This is a genomic window from Rhodanobacter fulvus Jip2 (assembly GCF_000264315.1).
Lineage (GTDB): Bacteria > Pseudomonadota > Gammaproteobacteria > Xanthomonadales > Rhodanobacteraceae > Rhodanobacter > Rhodanobacter fulvus.
This window is the reverse complement of the sequence record NZ_AJXU01000086.1, coordinates 1-16,262: the sequence shown is the minus strand read 5'-3', so window position 1 is coordinate 16,262 and position 16,262 is coordinate 1. Positions and strand designations below refer to the sequence as shown.

General features: G+C 63.2%; 11 protein-coding genes and 1 tRNA gene. All 12 read right to left on the bottom strand.

Translation table 11 applies throughout. The features are described from left to right. Positions 1 to 79 precede the first annotated feature (79 nt). The 12 genes from fusA to UU9_RS17050 all read right to left on the bottom strand — a co-directional run bounded on the left by fusA (position 80) and on the right by UU9_RS17050 (position 16,141). Complete coding sequence (gene fusA, locus UU9_RS17105) at positions 80 to 2,209, bottom strand: elongation factor G (RefSeq protein WP_007083023.1); 2,130 nt, start codon at positions 2,207 to 2,209, stop codon at positions 80 to 82. Positions 2,210 to 2,451: 242 nt separating this feature from the next. Then, positions 2,452 to 2,919, bottom strand: a complete 468-nt coding sequence (gene rpsG / locus UU9_RS17100; RefSeq protein ID WP_007083022.1) for a 30S ribosomal protein S7 — start codon at positions 2,917 to 2,919, stop codon at positions 2,452 to 2,454. Between the two features lie 69 nt (positions 2,920 to 2,988). Continuing rightward, complete coding sequence (rpsL, locus tag UU9_RS17095) at positions 2,989 to 3,363, bottom strand: 30S ribosomal protein S12 (RefSeq protein ID WP_007083021.1); 375 nt, start codon at positions 3,361 to 3,363, stop codon at positions 2,989 to 2,991. Positions 3,364 to 3,539: 176 nt separating this feature from the next. Next, on the bottom strand, positions 3,540 to 7,754 hold the full coding sequence (gene rpoC / locus UU9_RS17090) for a DNA-directed RNA polymerase subunit beta' (RefSeq protein ID WP_007083020.1): 4,215 nt from the start codon (positions 7,752 to 7,754) through the stop codon (positions 3,540 to 3,542). 134 nt (positions 7,755 to 7,888) lie between these two features. Continuing rightward, complete coding sequence (gene rpoB / locus UU9_RS17085) at positions 7,889 to 12,049, bottom strand: DNA-directed RNA polymerase subunit beta (RefSeq protein WP_007083019.1); 4,161 nt, start codon at positions 12,047 to 12,049, stop codon at positions 7,889 to 7,891. A 232-nt stretch (positions 12,050 to 12,281) separates the two neighbouring features. Beyond that, positions 12,282 to 12,650, bottom strand: coding sequence for a 50S ribosomal protein L7/L12 (gene rplL, locus UU9_RS17080; RefSeq protein WP_007083018.1), 369 nt, complete (start codon positions 12,648 to 12,650; stop codon positions 12,282 to 12,284). A gap of 48 nt (positions 12,651 to 12,698) precedes the next feature. Continuing rightward, positions 12,699 to 13,232 carry a 50S ribosomal protein L10 gene (gene rplJ / locus UU9_RS17075; RefSeq protein ID WP_007083017.1) on the bottom strand — a complete coding sequence of 178 codons (534 nt, stop codon included), beginning with the start codon at positions 13,230 to 13,232 and terminating at the stop codon, positions 12,699 to 12,701. Between the two features lie 336 nt (positions 13,233 to 13,568). Then, positions 13,569 to 14,276: a 50S ribosomal protein L1 gene (gene rplA, locus UU9_RS17070; RefSeq protein WP_007083016.1), complete on the bottom strand. Its 708-nt coding sequence runs from the start codon at positions 14,274 to 14,276 to the stop codon at positions 13,569 to 13,571. A gap of 3 nt (positions 14,277 to 14,279) precedes the next feature. After that, a complete protein-coding gene (gene rplK / locus UU9_RS17065; RefSeq protein WP_007083015.1) occupies positions 14,280 to 14,708 on the bottom strand; it encodes a 50S ribosomal protein L11 in 429 nt (142 codons plus the stop codon). Positions 14,709 to 15,017: 309 nt separating this feature from the next. Next, positions 15,018 to 15,578 carry a transcription termination/antitermination protein NusG gene (gene nusG, locus UU9_RS17060; protein ID WP_007083014.1) on the bottom strand — a complete coding sequence of 187 codons (561 nt, stop codon included), beginning with the start codon at positions 15,576 to 15,578 and terminating at the stop codon, positions 15,018 to 15,020. 10 nt (positions 15,579 to 15,588) lie between these two features. Further along, positions 15,589 to 15,984 carry a preprotein translocase subunit SecE gene (gene secE, locus UU9_RS17055; RefSeq protein ID WP_040671319.1) on the bottom strand — a complete coding sequence of 132 codons (396 nt, stop codon included), beginning with the start codon at positions 15,982 to 15,984 and terminating at the stop codon, positions 15,589 to 15,591. An 81-nt stretch (positions 15,985 to 16,065) separates the two neighbouring features. Next, positions 16,066 to 16,141, bottom strand: a tRNA-Trp gene (locus tag UU9_RS17050). Between the last annotated feature and the right edge of the window lie 121 nt (positions 16,142 to 16,262).

Here is a 16,262-nt window from a genome sequence, read left to right as displayed (position 1 = left end):
GAATTTACCCTTTGCCATGACTCAAACCTCGAAAGAACTGTGATTCGGAAAAATTATCTGCAGAGCGAAACAACCCTGATCAGGCCTTGTGCATGACCTGCTCGGCGACGTTGCTCGGCGCTTCGGCGTAATGGTCGAATTCCATCGTGAACGTGGCGCGTCCCTGGGTCAGCGACCGGATCGTGGTGGCATAGCCGAACATCTCGCCCAGCGGAACCTCGGCGTCGATGGTCTTGCCCGACGGCGTGTCTTCCTGGCCGGTGAGCATGCCGCGACGCTTGCTGATGTCGCCCATCACGTCGCCCATGTAGTCCTCGGGCGTCACGATCTCGACCTTCATGATCGGCTCCAGCAACACCGGGCTCGCCTTGGCGAAGCCCTGCTTGAAGGCCATCGATGCCGCCAGCTTGAACGCCATTTCCGACGAGTCGACGTCATGGTACGAACCGAAGACCAGCTTCACCTTGACATTGACCACCGGGAAGCCGGCGAGCGGGCCGCTGGTGATGGTTTCGCGCAAGCCCTTCTCGACCGAAGGAATGAATTCCTTCGGAATCACGCCACCCGTGATGTCGTTGATGAACAGGAAGTCGTCCTTGATCGTGGCGGCGAGCTTCTCGTCCGCGCGATCCTCGGCACTGATCGGCGACATCTCGATGACGACATGGCCGTACTGGCCCTTGCCGCCCGACTGTTTGGCGTGCTTGTAATCGGACTTGACGTCGGTGGAGCGGATCGTCTCGCGATAGGCCACCTGCGGCTTGCCGACGTTGGCCTCGACGTTGAACTCGCGGCGCATGCGGTCGACCAGGATGTCCAGGTGCAACTCGCCCATGCCGGAAATGATCGTCTGGCCGGATTCCTCGTCGGTACGCACGCGGAACGACGGATCCTCCGCGGCCAGACGACCCAGCGCGATACCCATCTTTTCCTGGTCGGACTTGGTCTTCGGCTCGACCGCCATCGAGATCACCGGCTCGGGGAACGACATGCGCTCCAGGGTGATGATGTGGTCCTGCGCGCACAGCGTGTCGCCGGTGGTCACGTCCTTCAGGCCGACCGCGGCGGCGATGTCACCGGCGCGCACTTCCTTCAGTTCGTGACGCTCGTTTGCGTGCATCTGCAGGATGCGGCCCACGCGCTCCTTCTTGCTCTTGACCGGGTTGTAGACGGCGTCGCCGGAGTTCAGCGTGCCCGAATAGACGCGGAAGAACGTCAGCGAACCGACGAACGGATCGGTCATGATCTTGAACGCGAGCGCGGAGAACGGCGCGGCATCATCAGCCGGACGGGAGGCCTCATTCTCGTCCTCGTCGATACCGGTGACCGGCGGACGATCGGCGGGCGACGGCAGCAGCTGCACCACCGCGTCGAGCATCGCCTGGACGCCCTTGTTCTTGAACGCCGTGCCGCAGTAGACCGGGATGATCTCGTTGGCGAGCGTGCGCTGGCGAAGGCCCGCGATGATCTCCTCCTCGCTGAGGTCGCCGCCTTCCAGATACTTGTTCATCAGCTCTTCGGTGGCTTCGGCAGCCGACTCCACCATGAAGGCGTGAGCTTCGGCAGCCTTGTCGGCCAGTTCGGCCGGGATTTCCCGGTACTCGAACTTCATGCCCTGGGTTTCCATGTCCCAGATCACGGCCTTCATCTTGAGCAGATCGACCACGCCCTCGAAACCGTCTTCGGCACCAATGGGAACCTGCATCGGCACGGCGTGCGCACCGAGGCGCGCCTTCAGCTGGCCGACGACCTTGTCGAAATTGGCACCGGTGCGGTCCATCTTGTTGACGAACGCCAGACGCGGCACCTTGTACTTGTTGGCCTGGCGCCAGACCGTCTCGGACTGCGGCTGCACGCCACCGACCGCGCACAGCACGAACACGGCGCCGTCGAGCACGCGCAGCGAGCGCTCCACTTCGATGGTGAAGTCAACGTGTCCCGGGGTGTCGATGATGTTGAAGCGGTGCTGGGGCAGCGAGCCGTCCATGCCCTTCCAGAACGCCGTCGTCGCCGCCGACGTGATGGTGATGCCGCGCTCCTGCTCCTGCTCCATCCAGTCCATCGTGGCCGCGCCATCGTGCACTTCGCCAATCTTGTGACTGACGCCCGTGTAGAACAGGATGCGCTCCGTGGTCGTGGTCTTGCCGGCATCGATGTGAGCCATGATGCCGAAGTTGCGGTAGCGTTCGAGGGGAGTGGTGCGTGCCATTGATATTTACCTGTGTCGGGCTGCCTGCCCTGGTTTGTGACAGCCATCCGGGCCGTTGCGCTTATGAATATCCGGCCTGGATGCCGGCTGGCTTGCCCCATCGTGGCGATGCGGCTTTTGGATAACCGACGGTCCGGCAATGATGCCGGACCATCTTCGCCGTCGTGGCGACGGCTGAATCATCATGGTCCACCGCCTGTAGTGGGTCGATCGTCGCCGTCATCGAGGACGGCGCAAACCACTTACCAGCGGTAGTGCGAGAACGCCTTGTTGGCTTCCGCCATGCGGTGCGTCTCTTCGCGCTTCTTGGCGGCGCCGCCGCGGCTTTCGGAAGCCTCCAGCAGTTCGGCAGCCAGCTTGCGCGGCATCGAGGTCTCGCCGCGCTTGCGGGCGGAGTCGATCACCCAGCGCATGGCCAGCGCCATGCGACGGCCCGGACGCACTTCGACGGGCACCTGATAGGTGGCACCACCGACGCGACGGGACTTCACTTCGACCGCCGGAGCGATGTTGTTCAGCGCCTTTTCGACCAGAGCCACCGGCTCGGCATTCTTTTCGCCAATGTGCTGCAGCGCGCCGTAGACAATGCTTTCGGCGACCGACTTCTTGCCGCTCTTCATCACCATGTTGATGAAACGGGCAATCAGCTGGCTGCCATGCTTGGGATCCGGCAGGATCAGACGGGCGGGATGTGAACCTTTACGCGACATGTTTGTTGTCCGTTATTTTCGCGGACATTCCTGCCCGCCTGTAAAGCGGCCAGCGAGGGCCGCGCGACATTATTTCTTCGGGCGCTTGGCGCCGTACTTCGAACGCGATTGACGGCGCTTGGTGACACCGGCGCAGTCGAGGCTGCCGCGCACCGTGTGGTAACGCACACCGGGGAGATCCTTGACGCGACCGCCGCGGATCAGCACCACCGAGTGCTCCTGCAGGTTGTGGCCTTCACCACCGATGTAGCTGATCACCTCGAAACCGTTGGTGAGGCGCACCTTGGCAACCTTGCGCAACGCCGAGTTCGGCTTTTTCGGGGTGGTCGTGTAAACACGCGTGCAGACGCCGCGACGCTGCGGGCTGCTCTGCAGGGCCGGGGACCCGCTCTTGTAGGTCTTGGGGCTGCGGTTTTTGCGCACCAATTGATTGACTGTCGTCATGCGAAGCTGTTCCTGAAAACATAAAGGCAGCCCGAATAAGCTCGGTCTGCCAAGAAGCGGGAATTTAACATGAGCGAGCTTGCCTGGGCAAGCTGCCGCTCCGCCATCCGTGACCCGAACACGAGGTGCATCCATGCACCTCATTTCGTATGTCGGCGAGTAAAACCTGACGAGGCTTACTCGGCACCACCTTCACTGCTGACCGGCGCTTCGACAAATGACGTCGGAGGTGTGGAACCGGAAAGGGTATCCAGCTCCAGATCGGTCAGACCACCCTGGCGGCGACGCCCTGCGTGGTAGGCCAAACCCGTACCCGCCGGAATAAGACGGCCGACAATAACATTTTCCTTCAGGCCACGCAAGGTATCGCGCGTGCCACGAACCGCCGCTTCGGTAAGGACGCGGGTGGTTTCCTGGAACGAAGCCGCCGAGATGAACGACTCGGTGGCCAGCGATGCCTTGGTGATGCCCAGCAGGATCGACTGGTACTCGGCCGGACGCTCGCCCTTGGCGACCGCGCGATCGTTTTCACCGTTGATGCGCACGCGCTCGATCTGCTCGCCGCGCAGGTAATGGCTTTCGCCCGGCTCGACGATCTCGACCTTGCGCAGCATCTGGCGAATGATCGCTTCGATGTGTTTGTCGTTGATCTTCACGCCCTGCAGGCGATACACGTCCTGGATTTCCTTGACCAGGTACGAGGCCAGCGGCTCCACGCCCAGCAGGCGCAGGATGTCATGCGGACTCGGCTCGCCGTCGACGACGGTTTCGCCCTTCTCCACATGCTCGCCCTCGAACACGATGACCTGGCGCCACTTCGGAATCAGCTCCTCGTGCTCGTTGCCGTCCACGTCCTTGATGATCAGGCGCTGCTTACCCTTGGTGTCCTTGCCGAAGCTGATGATGCCCGAGCGCTCGGCCAGGATCGCCGGCTCCTTCGGCTTGCGTGCCTCGAACAGGTCGGCCACGCGCGGCAGACCACCGGTGATGTCACGGGTCTTGGAGGTTTCCTGCGGGATACGCGCAACCACGTCGCCCACGCCTACTTCGGCACCGTTCTGGATCGACACGATCGCGCCGGCCGGCAGGAAGTACTGCGCAGCGATGTCGGTACCCGGCAGCTTCAGCTCGCGGCCCTTGGCATCTTCCAAGCGCACGATCGGGCGCAGATCCTTCGCCTGCGCGCCACGACGCTTCGGATCGGTGACTACCGCCGACTCCAGGCCGGTCAATTCGTCGGTCTGGCTCTGCACGGTGACGCCATCGAGGAAGTCGATGAAGCGCACCACGCCAGCCACCTCGGTGACGATCGGGTGGGTATGCGGATCCCAGTTGGCCACGGTCTGGCCCGGCTTGACCGCCGCGCCGTCCTTGACCGCGATGGTGGCGCCGTACGGCACCTTGTAGCGTTCACGCTCGCGGCCGCTGGCGTCGATGACGCTGAGCTCGCCCGAACGCGACACCGCGACCAGGTGACCCTGCTTGTGCTGCACCGACTTCAGGTTGTTGTACTTCAGCGAACCGGTGGTCTTCACCGTCACGTTGTCCACTGCCGCCGCACGCGAAGCCGCGCCGCCGATGTGGAACGTACGCATGGTCAGCTGGGTGCCGGGCTCGCCGATCGACTGCGCGGCGACCACGCCCACGGCCTCGCCCATGTTGACCAGGTGGCCACGGGCCAGATCGCGGCCGTAGCAGAGCTTGCACACGCCATGGGCCGCTTCGCAGGTAATCGGCGAACGCACCTTGAGCACCTGCACACCGGCCTTGTCCAGCTTCTCCACGAGCGCTTCGTCCAGCAGCGTGTCGGTGAGTACGATCGGCTCGTCGTCATCGCCGGGCGCATAGACATCGCCGACCACGACACGACCCAGTACGCGCTCGCGCAACGGCTCGACCACATCGCCGCCTTCGACGATCGGCTGCATGATCACGCCGTTCTCGGTGCCGCAGTTGTCCATGGTGATCACCACGTCCTGCGCCACGTCGACCAGTCGACGGGTCAGGTAACCGGAGTTCGCCGTCTTCAACGCGGTATCGGCCAGACCCTTTCGGGCGCCATGGGTCGAGTTGAAGTACTGCAGCACGTTCAGGCCTTCGCGGAAGTTGGCCTTGATCGGGGTCTCGATGATGGAGCCATCCGGACGCGCCATCAGGCCACGCATGCCGGCCAGCTGACGAATCTGCGCCACGGAACCACGAGCGCCGGAGTCGGCCATGATGTACAGCGAGTTCATCGACTTCTGGTTGACCATCTTGCCGTCGGCATCCTTCACCTTCTCGGTGCCGATGCCGTCGATCATGGCTTTCGCGACCAGCTCGCTGGTACGCGACCAGATGTCGACCACCTTGTTGTAGCGCTCGCCAGCGGTCACCAGACCCGACTGGTACTGCTGCTGGATCTCGACCACTTCCTTCTCGGCGTCTTCCAGGATCGGCTTCTTCTCGTCCGGGATCAACATGTCGTCGATACCGATGGAGATGCCCGCGCGCGTGGCGAAACGATAGCCGGTGTACATCAGCTTGTCGGCGAACACCACGGTCTCTTTCAGACCCAGCAAGCGATAGCTGGAGTTGATCAGGCGCGAGATGTTCTTCTTGGTCAGCTCGGTGTTGGCCAGGGCGAACGGCAGGCCTTCGGGCAGGATTTCGGCCAGCAGCGCACGGCCCACGGTGGTCTCGACCAGCGCGGTTTCATGCGTGCGCGCGCCATCGTCGGCAACGTGCACCAGGTGCAGGCGCACCTTTACCTTGGCGTGCAGTTCGACCGCGCGGTTGTCATAGGCGCGACGCACTTCGCTGACGCCGGAGAACACCATGCCGGTACCCTTGGCGTTGATCAGCTCGCGCGTCATGTAGTACAGGCCCAGCACCACGTCCTGGGTCGGCACGATGATCGGCTCGCCGTTGGCGGGGCTGAGGATGTTGTTGGACGACATCATCAGCGCACGCGCTTCCAGCTGCGCCTCGATCGACAGCGGCACATGGACGGCCATCTGGTCACCGTCGAAGTCGGCGTTGAACGCGGTGCAGACCAGCGGGTGCAGCTGGATGGCCTTGCCTTCGATCAGCTTCGGCTCGAACGCCTGGATGCCCAGACGATGCAGGGTCGGCGCACGGTTCAGCAGCACCGGATGCTCGCGGATCACGTCCTCGAGGATGTCCCACACCATCGGCTCTTCGCGCTCGACCAGCTTCTTCGCCGCCTTGATGGTGGTGGCTTCGCCACGCGCCTGCAGCTTGGCGAAGATGAACGGCTTGAACAGCTCCAGCGCCATCTTCTTGGGCAGGCCGCACTGGTGCAGGCGCAGGGTCGGACCGACCACGATCACCGAACGACCGGAGTAGTCCACGCGCTTGCCGAGCAGGTTCTGGCGGAAGCGGCCCTGCTTGCCCTTGATCATGTCGGCCAGCGACTTCAGCGCGCGCTTGTTGGTGCCGGTGATGGCACGGCCGCGACGGCCGTTGTCGAGCAGCGCATCGACCGACTCCTGCAGCATGCGCTTCTCGTTGCGCACGATGATGTCCGGCGCATTGAGCTCGAGCAGCCGCTTCAGGCGGTTGTTGCGGTTGATCACGCGACGGTACAGATCATTCAGGTCCGACGTGGCGAAGCGGCCACCGTCCAGCGGCACCAGCGGACGCAGGTCCGGCGGCAGCACGGGCAGCACGGTCAGCACCATCCACTCGGGCTTGTTGCCCGATTCCAGGAACGCCTCGATCAGCTTCACGCGCTTGGTGAGGCGCTTCAGCTTGGTTTCCGAACCGGTGGAGCCGATCTCTTCCTTCAGGCGGATCACTTCGCCCGGCAGGTCCAGCGACTTCAGCAACTGGTAGACGGCCTCGGCGCCCATGCGCGCGTCGAACTCGTCACCGTGCTCTTCGGTGGCTTCCAGGTACTGGTCTTCGCTGAGCAGCTGGCCGCGCTCCAGCGCGGTCATGCCCGGATCGATCACCACGAACGCTTCGAAATACAGGATGCGCTCGATGTCGCGCAGGGTCATGTCCAGCATCAGGCCGATGCGCGAGGGCAGCGACTTCAGGAACCAGATGTGCGCGGTTGGGCTGGCCAGTTCGATGTGGCCCATGCGCTCGCGACGCACCTTGGCCAGAGTGACTTCGGTGCCGCACTTCTCGCACACCACGCCGCGATGCTTCATGCGCTTGTACTTGCCGCACAGGCACTCGTAGTCCTTCACCGGGCCGAAGATGGCGGCGCAGAACAGGCCGTCACGCTCGGGCTTGAAGGTGCGGTAGTTGATGGTTTCCGGCTTCTTCACTTCGCCGTACGACCACGAGCGGATCAGCTCCGGCGACGCCAACGCGATCTTGATCGCGTCGAAATCCGGCATCACGCGCTGCTGGTTGAATAGATTGAGCAGGTCTTTCATTTGAATCTCCGGTCGGAGCAAATTCTTTTGGTGTCGAGGTCCGCGGCGCGAACGAGATCAGGTTTGCGGGACCCGGAATCGGAAGCCGGGGCTGCTTTTGCAAATCCCGAATCCCGATTCCCGAATCCCGACCATCACTTGATCTCTTCCAGATCGATGTCGATGCAGAGCGAGCGGATTTCCTTCACCAACACGTTGAAGGACTCCGGCATGCCCGCGGACATCTCGTGGTTGCCGTCGACGATGTTCTTGTACATCTGGTTGCGGCCCTGCACGTCATCGGACTTCACCGTCAGCATTTCCTGCAGGGTGTAGGCCGCGCCGTAGGCTTCCAGTGCCCAGACTTCCATTTCGCCGAAGCGCTGACCGCCGAACTGCGCCTTGCCGCCCAGCGGCTGCTGGGTCACCAGCGAGTACGGGCCGGTGGAACGCGCGTGCATCTTGTCGTCGACCAGATGGTTGAGCTTCAGGTAATGCATGTAGCCCACGGTGACCGGGCGATCGAACGCCTCGCCGGTGCGACCGTCGTACAGCGTGGTCTGGCCCGACTCGGGCAGATCCGCCAGCTTCAGCATCGCCTTGATCTCGGTCTCTTCCGCACCGTCGAACACCGGCGTGGCCATCGGCACGCCTTCCTGCAGGTTGTTGGCCAGCGCGCGGATCTCGTCGTCGGTCAACGACTTCAGATCGACGTGCTGCACGGCACCGGCGGCATGGTGGTTGTAGACCTGGTCCAGGAACTCGCGGATCTTGGTCACCTTCTCCTGCGTCTCGATCATCTTCTGGATCTTCTTGCCCAGGCCCTTGGCGGCCCAGCCCAGATGCACTTCCAGAATCTGGCCGATGTTCATGCGTGAAGGCACGCCCAGCGGGTTCAGGCAGATGTCCACCGCCTCGCCGTTGGCCATGTACGGCATGTCCTCGACCGGCACCACGTTCGAGACCACACCCTTGTTGCCGTGGCGGCCAGCCATCTTGTCGCCCGGCTGGATGCGACGCTTCACGGCCAGGAACACCTTGACCATCTTCAGCACGCCGGGGGCCAGATCGTCACCCTGGGTGATCTTGCCCTGCTTCTCCTTGAAGCGCTTGTCGAACTCCTCCTTGTGGCGCTTGACCTGGTCGGCCGCGCGCTCCAGGAATTCGGTGACGCTCTCGTCCTTGACGTTGATCTTGAACCAGTCGTCCTTCTTCAGGCCGTCCAGATAGGCGTCGGTGATCTCGGTACCGCGCTTCAGGCCGCCCGGACCGCTCATCGCGGACTGGCCGACCAGCTGGGTGCGCATGCGGTTGTAGATCGCACCTTCGAGGATGCGGAACTGATCGTCGAAATCCTTGCGGATCCGCTTCACTTCCATTTCCTCGATCTGCTTGGCGCGCTTGTCCTTCTCGATGCCATCGCGAGTGAACACCTGCACGTCGATGACGGTGCCGTCCATGCCCGGCGGCACGCGCAAGGACGAGTCCTTAACGTCGGACGCCTTCTCGCCGAAGATCGCGCGCAGCAGTTTTTCTTCCGGGGTCAGCTGGCTCTCGCCCTTGGGCGTGACCTTGCCGACCATGATGTCACCGGCCTTCACCTCGGCACCGATGTACACGATGCCGGATTCGTCCAGACGCGCCAGCGCCTGTTCGCCCACGTTCGGGATGTCGGCGGTGATCTCCTCGGCGCCCAGCTTGGTGTCGCGCGCGATGCAGGACAGCTCCTCGATATGGATCGAGGTGTAGCGGTCTTCCTGCACGACACGCTCGGACAGCAGGATCGAGTCTTCGAAGTTGTAGCCGTTCCACGGCATGAACGCGATCAGCATGTTCTGGCCGAGCGCGAGCTCGCCCAGGTCGGTCGACGAACCGTCGGCCAGCGTGTCGCCCTTGGCCACCACGTCACCCACGTTCACCAGCGGACGCTGGTTGAGGTTGGTGTTCTGGTTGGAGCGGGTGTACTTGGTCAGCGTGTAGATGTCGACGCCGGCGTCGTTGTCGCCGACCTCTTCCTCATTGACACGCACCACGATACGGGCCGCATCGACCTGGTCGATCACGCCGCCACGCTTGGCGGAAACGATGACGCCGGAGTCGCGCGCCACGGCGCGCTCGATGCCGGTACCCACCAGCGGCGTCTGCGAGCGCAGCGTCGGCACGGCCTGACGCTGCATGTTCGCGCCCATCAGCGCGCGGTTCGCGTCATCGTGCTCCAGGAACGGCACCAGCGCCGCGGCGACCGACACGGTCTGCATCGGCGAGACGTCCATGTAGTTGATCTCGGACGCCGGACGCAGCTCGGATTCGCCGCGGAAACGGCAGGACACGAAGTCCTCGACGAAGGCACCGTGCTTGTCCAGCGGCGAGTTCGCCTGCGCGATCACGTGGTCGCCTTCCTCGATCGCCGACAGGTAATCCACCTTGTCGGTGACCTTGCCGTCCGCCACCTTGCGGTACGGCGTCTCGAGGAAGCCGTACTGGTTGGTGCGGGCGTACACGGCCAGCGAGTTGATCAGGCCGATGTTCGGACCTTCCGGCGTTTCGATGGTGCAGACGCGGCCGTAATGGGTCGGATGCACGTCGCGCACTTCGAAGCCGGCGCGTTCGCGAGTCAGGCCGCCCGGCCCAAGTGCCGACACGCGGCGCTTGTGGGTGACTTCCGACAGCGGGTTGTTCTGGTCCATGAACTGGGACAGCTGCGAGGAGCCGAAGAACTCCTTCACCGCCGCCGCCACCGGCTTGGCGTTGATCAGGTCCTGCGGGGTCAGGCCATCGGCCTCGGCCAGCGACAGGCGCTCGCGCACCGCGCGCTCCACACGGACCAGGCCGATGCGGAAGGTGTTCTCGGCCATTTCGCCGACCGAACGCACGCGGCGGTTGCCCAGGTGATCGATGTCGTCGACGGTGCCATGACCGTTCTTGATGTCGATCAGCACCTTCAGCACGTCAAGGATGTCGGACTTCTCGCCCTGTTCGTTGACCAGAGCCTGCGAGGCCTCTTCCTTGCGCTCACTGAAGAACTTGTGGTCGTACAGCACGCCCGGGCCAAGGATGTCCTGGCGGCCCACGCGACGGTTGAACTTCATCCGGCCCACGGCCGACAGGTCGTAGCGATCGAAGGTGAAGAACAGATTGAAGAACAGGTTCTGCGCGGCATCCTTGGTCGGCGGCTCGCCCGGACGCATCATGCGATAGATCTCCACCAGCGCCTCCAGCGGCGTCTTGGTGTTGTCGATGCGCAGGGTGTGCGAGATGTAGGCGCCGCGATCGAGATCGTTGACGTACAGCGTGGGCAGCGTCTCGATACCGGCCTTGCGGAAGGCTTCCAGATGCTCCGCGGTGATCTCGTCGTTGGCCGAGGCCAGCAATTCACCGGTCTGCGCGTCGACGATGTCAGTGGCCAGGATGCGACCGATCGGATAGTCGTCCGGCACTTCCAGCGCGGTGATGTCCTCGGCCGCCAGCTGGCGCACGTGGCGCGCGGTGATGCGTTTGCCCGCTTCCACCAGCACCTTGCCGCCGATCGCCAGGTCGAAGCTCAGCGTTTCGCCACGCAGGCGCTCGGCGACCAGCTCCAGCGTGATGCCGCCCTTCTTGCCCAGGTGGAATACGTTGTGCTCGAAGAAGATGTCCAGCATCTCCTCGTTGCTGTAACCGAGCGCACGCAGCAACACCGTCACCGGCAGTTTGCGACGACGGTCGATACGGGTGAACAGCGCGTCCTTCGGGTCGAACTCGAAGTCCAGCCACGAGCCACGGTAGGGAATCACGCGGGCCGAGAACAGGAGCTTGCCCGAGCTGTGCGTCTTGCCGCGGTCGTGGTCGAAGAACACGCCCGGCGAACGATGCAGCTGCGAGACGATCACGCGCTCGGTGCCGTTGATGATGAAGGTGCCGGTGTCGGTCATGAGCGGGATCTCGCCCATGTAGACCTCCTGCTCCTTGATGTACTTCACCACCTTCTTCGAGGCCGGGCTGTCCTTGTCGTAGATGACCAGGCGCACGGTGGTGCGCAGCGGCGCGCCGAACGTCATGCCGCGGTTGCGGCACTCACGCTCGTCGAACGCCGGCTCGCCCAGGCGATAGTCGACATACTCCAGCGCGGCATTGCCGGAATAACTGGAAATCGGGAACACCGACTTCAACGCCGCGTGCAGGCCTTTCTCGTCGCGCTGCTTGGGCGCGACATGCTCCTGCAGGAACTCCCGGTAGGAATCGGTCTGGATGGTCAGCAGGTTTGGCACGCCCAGTACGGGGGGACGCTTGCCAAAATCCTTGCGGATGCGCTTCTTCTCGGTATACGAGTAGGCCATGGTGAATACCGCCTCGGTTCGCTGTGACGCCGGTGGTGCACACACCGGCTGAATGAAAAAACTGGGGACTCGGGAATCGAGAATGGGGAATCGTCAGAGCAAACAGCTGGCGTCGCTCAACGATTCTCCATTCTCCATTCCCCATTCCCGCTAAAAGCAGGCAAAGCCCGGGAGCTTTCGCCCCCAGGCTTGCCTGAAACTAGATCAAACTGACGACGCGCAAGGGCGCCAATTACTTCAGTTCGACCGTGGCGCCGGCAGCTTCCAGATCCTTCTTGAACTTCTCGGCGTCTTCCTTCGACACGCCTTCCTTCAGCACGCCGCCGGCCTCGGTGAGGTCCTTGGCTTCCTTCAGGCCCAGGCCGGTGATCGCGCGAACAGCCTTGATCACGTCAACCTTCTTGGCGCCGGCGGTCTTCAGCACGACGTCGAACTCGGTCTGCGCTTCGGCAGCCGGGGCAGCAGCAGCCGGGCCGGCCACGGCAACCGGAGCGGCGGCGGTCACGCCAAACTTCTCTTCGATGGCCTTCACCAGGTCCATCACTTCCATCAGCGACTTGGCGGCTACGGCTTCAACGATTTCTTCGTTGGACAGGGACATTTCATTTACCTCTGGATGTGATTCGATTCAGTATGTAAGTCGATGAACTCAGGCGGGCTCGGCTTCAGCCGGGGCTTCGGCGGCGACTTCGCCACCACCCTGCTGATCGGCGACGGCCTTGACCACGCGCGCAAACATCGTGGCCGGTTCGGCCAGCACGCGGGCCAGCATGGCCAACGCCTGTTCGCGGGTCGGCAGCGAGGCCAGCACGTCGACGTGTTCGGCCGGCAGCAGCTTGCCTTCCACCGAGACGACTTTGGCCTTCAGCTTGTCGTTGCCCTTGGCAAATTCCTTGATCAGACGCCCGGCAGCACCGGGCTCTTCCGTCGAGAATGCGTACAGCAGCGGACCGACCAGGGCGTCCTTGACGACCTCGAATTCGGTACCGGCCACGGCGCGCGACGCCAGCGTGTTCTTGACAACCCGCAAGTACACACCGGATTCGCGAGCCTTCTTGCGCATCGCGGTCATCTGTTCGACCGTGGTGCCCGCATACTCGGCAGCGACCAGGGAGTGAGCCGTTGCGGCAACACCTGCCAGTTCGGCGACTACTTCTTTCTTCTGTGACAGATTGAGAGCCATTGCACTCCTCCAAATGAACTCCGCTTGCGGCTCCTGCCGCTTGCGGTCCTGGGCGACGCCATCCGTGACGCCGGGGACACACGTCCCGGGTGATGGCCTTTCCAGAACAAATCGAACATTCCAGAAGGGCAGCACCATCTGCGCAGGCCGGATCCTCTCGAACCCGATTAAGCGATCCCGCTGGCGGTGACGGCGATTCCCTGCCAGATGCGAGCGTCCTGCCCGTCGTCACCGCGCGCTGAGCGCGCCTGCGGTCTTTGACGGCGGCATCGGCCAGTGGCCGAAACTGCCCTCAAAAACTTGCCCGCACCGGAGAACCGGTACGGGGCTTGATACTTACTTGGCGCCGAGCGTCAGCGTGGAGGTATCCACGGCAACGCCGACACCCATCGTGCTGGACAACGCGACCTTCTGCAGGAACTGGCCCTTCGCCGTCGCCGGCTTGGCCTTCAGCAGATCGCCAATGAGCGCATTGAGGTTGTCGGCCAGTTGCGCCGCCTCGAAATTCGCCTTGCCGATGGTGGCGTGAATGATGCCGCCCTTGTCGTTGCGGAACTTCACCTGGCCGGCCTTGGCGTTCTTGACCGCCGTGGCGACGTCGGCGGTGACCGAGCCGTCCTTCGGGTTAGGCATCAGGCCGCGCGGGCCGAGCAGCTGACCGAGCTTGCCGACCACGCGCATCGCGTCCGGCGTGGCGATCACGCGACCGAAGTCGAGGTCACCCGCCTGCATGCGCTCGGCCAGGTCGTCCATGCCGACGGCGTCGGCACCGGCGGCCTTGGCGGCCTCGGCCTTCTCGCCCGGCGGGCAGAACACGGCAACCTTGACGGTCTTGCCGGTGCCATGCGGCAGCAGCGAAGAACCGCGCACGCCCTGGTCCGACTTCTTCGCATCGATGCCCAGACGCACAGCCACGTCCACCGACTCGGCGAACTTTGCGGTGGCGTTGTCCTTGACGATCTTCAGCGCTTCTTCCAGGCCGTAGAACTTGCCCGGCTGCACCGCGGCCGTAGCCGACTTCATACGCTTCGTGAGCTTTGCCATGTCTTAACCCTCCACCACAAGGCCCATGCTGCGGGCGCTACCGGCAATGGTGCGCACCGCGGCGTCGAGATCGGCAGCCGTCAGATCCGGCTCCTTCTGCTTGGCAATGTCTTCCAGCTGCTTGCGGGTGACCTTGCCGACCTTGTCGGTGTTCGGCTTCTGCGAACCCTTGGCGACGCCGGTGGCCTTCTTCAGAAGGATCGTGGCGGGCGGGGTCTTGGTGATGAAGGTGAAGCTGCGGTCGGAGTAGGCCGTGATGATGGTCGGAATCGGCAGACCCGGCTCCAGCTTCTGCGTGGCGGCATTGAACGCCTTGCAGAATTCCATGATGTTCAGACCGCGCTGACCGAGGGCGGGGCCCACCGGCGGCGACGGGTTGGCCTGACCGGCCTTGACCTGCAACTTGATGTAACCAATAACTTTCTTTGCCATGGGATTTCCTCGCGAGTGCAGGCGCCTTGCGGCTCCTCGCTGTTCACCGCTCCGTGGATGGAAGGAAGATCCGCCTCTTGCGGATCCCGAAACGCGCGCACGCCGAGTCGAAAAGACCCAGCGTGAACCGCGTAGTTTAGAGATTTACCTGTTTGTGAGCAAGCCCCGTGCCAGTGAGGCCTCGAGGTGAAGCAAAGCGGGCAGAAGGCTCCGGTTGGCTGGAATCCCCCTCTCCAACTCGGCCCCGCTAGCGGGGGAGATGGCGAAGGTGCCTGGCGGGTTCGCCCTGAACCACCCGATCCCCGGGGCTCAGGCCTTTTCGACCTGGCCGAATTCCAGTTCCACGGGCGTAGAGCGACCAAAGATCAGCACCGCGACGCGCAACCGGCTCTTCTCGTAATTGACTTCCTCGACCACGCCATTGAAGTCGTTGAACGGGCCTTCGGTGACACGCACCATCTCGCCTGGCTCGAACAGCACCTTCGGCCGTGGCTTCTCGACACCTTCGCGCACCCGGCTGAGGATTGCCTCGGCCTCGCTGTCGCGGATCGGCAGGGGGCGATCGGCCGTGCCGCCGATGAAGCCCATCACCTTCGGTGTTTCCTTGATCAGATGCCAGCACTCGTCGTCGATGCGCGGCACCTTGCCTTCGGTGTTGGCCTCGATCTGCACCAGCACGTAACCGGGAAAGAACTTGCGCTCGCTGCGCCGTTTCTGGCCGCCGCGCATTTCGATCACTTCCTCGGTCGGCACCAGCACTTCGCCGAACTTCTCTTCCATGCCCGCGCGCTGGATGCGCTCGTCCAGCGAACGTTTCACCTGATTCTCGAAACCGGAATAGGCGTGTACCACGTACCAGCGCTTGCTCATGCTTGCCACCTCAGAAACCCAACTTGAGCAGCCAGTCAAGGATGACTGACTTCAGAATCAGGTCGATCAAACCCAACAGCAGCGACAGGATGATCACCACCACGATAATGATGCCGGTCGTCTTCAGCGTCTCGTCGCGCGTTGGCCACACGACCTTGCGCATTTCGAACTGGGATTCGCTGATGAAGTGCCGCACACGCCGGCCGGGCGCGGTAAAGGCCGCAATGGCCAGCGCGATCGCCAGCGCGGCAAACACGCCCAGCAGGCGAACCGTGCCGGGAATGCTGGCATCGTTGTTGAACCAGGAATAGGCGAAGATACCGGCGGCCAGCACCAGACCCGCCAGTACCAGCTTACCGATATCGGCGGCGTTCGTGCCCTTGGGCTGTTCTGCCTTGGTATTCATGCGCAGTTGCCGTGTGTCATCGGCATACCAGACCTTGCGGCCGGTATTGCCATCCGCCACCCGTCATTGCTCCTTGGAAAGTGGCACGCCAGGAGGGACTTGAACCCCCAACCTGCGGTTTTGGAGACCGCTGCTCTGCCAATTGAGCTACTGGCGTAAAAACGGGAATCGGGAATGGGGAATCGGGAATCGAAGAGCCGGAAAAGCGCGGATCGCTGCTTTTCCGATTCCCGACTCCCGATTCCCGACTCCCGGCTTACTTGATGACTTTCGCCACC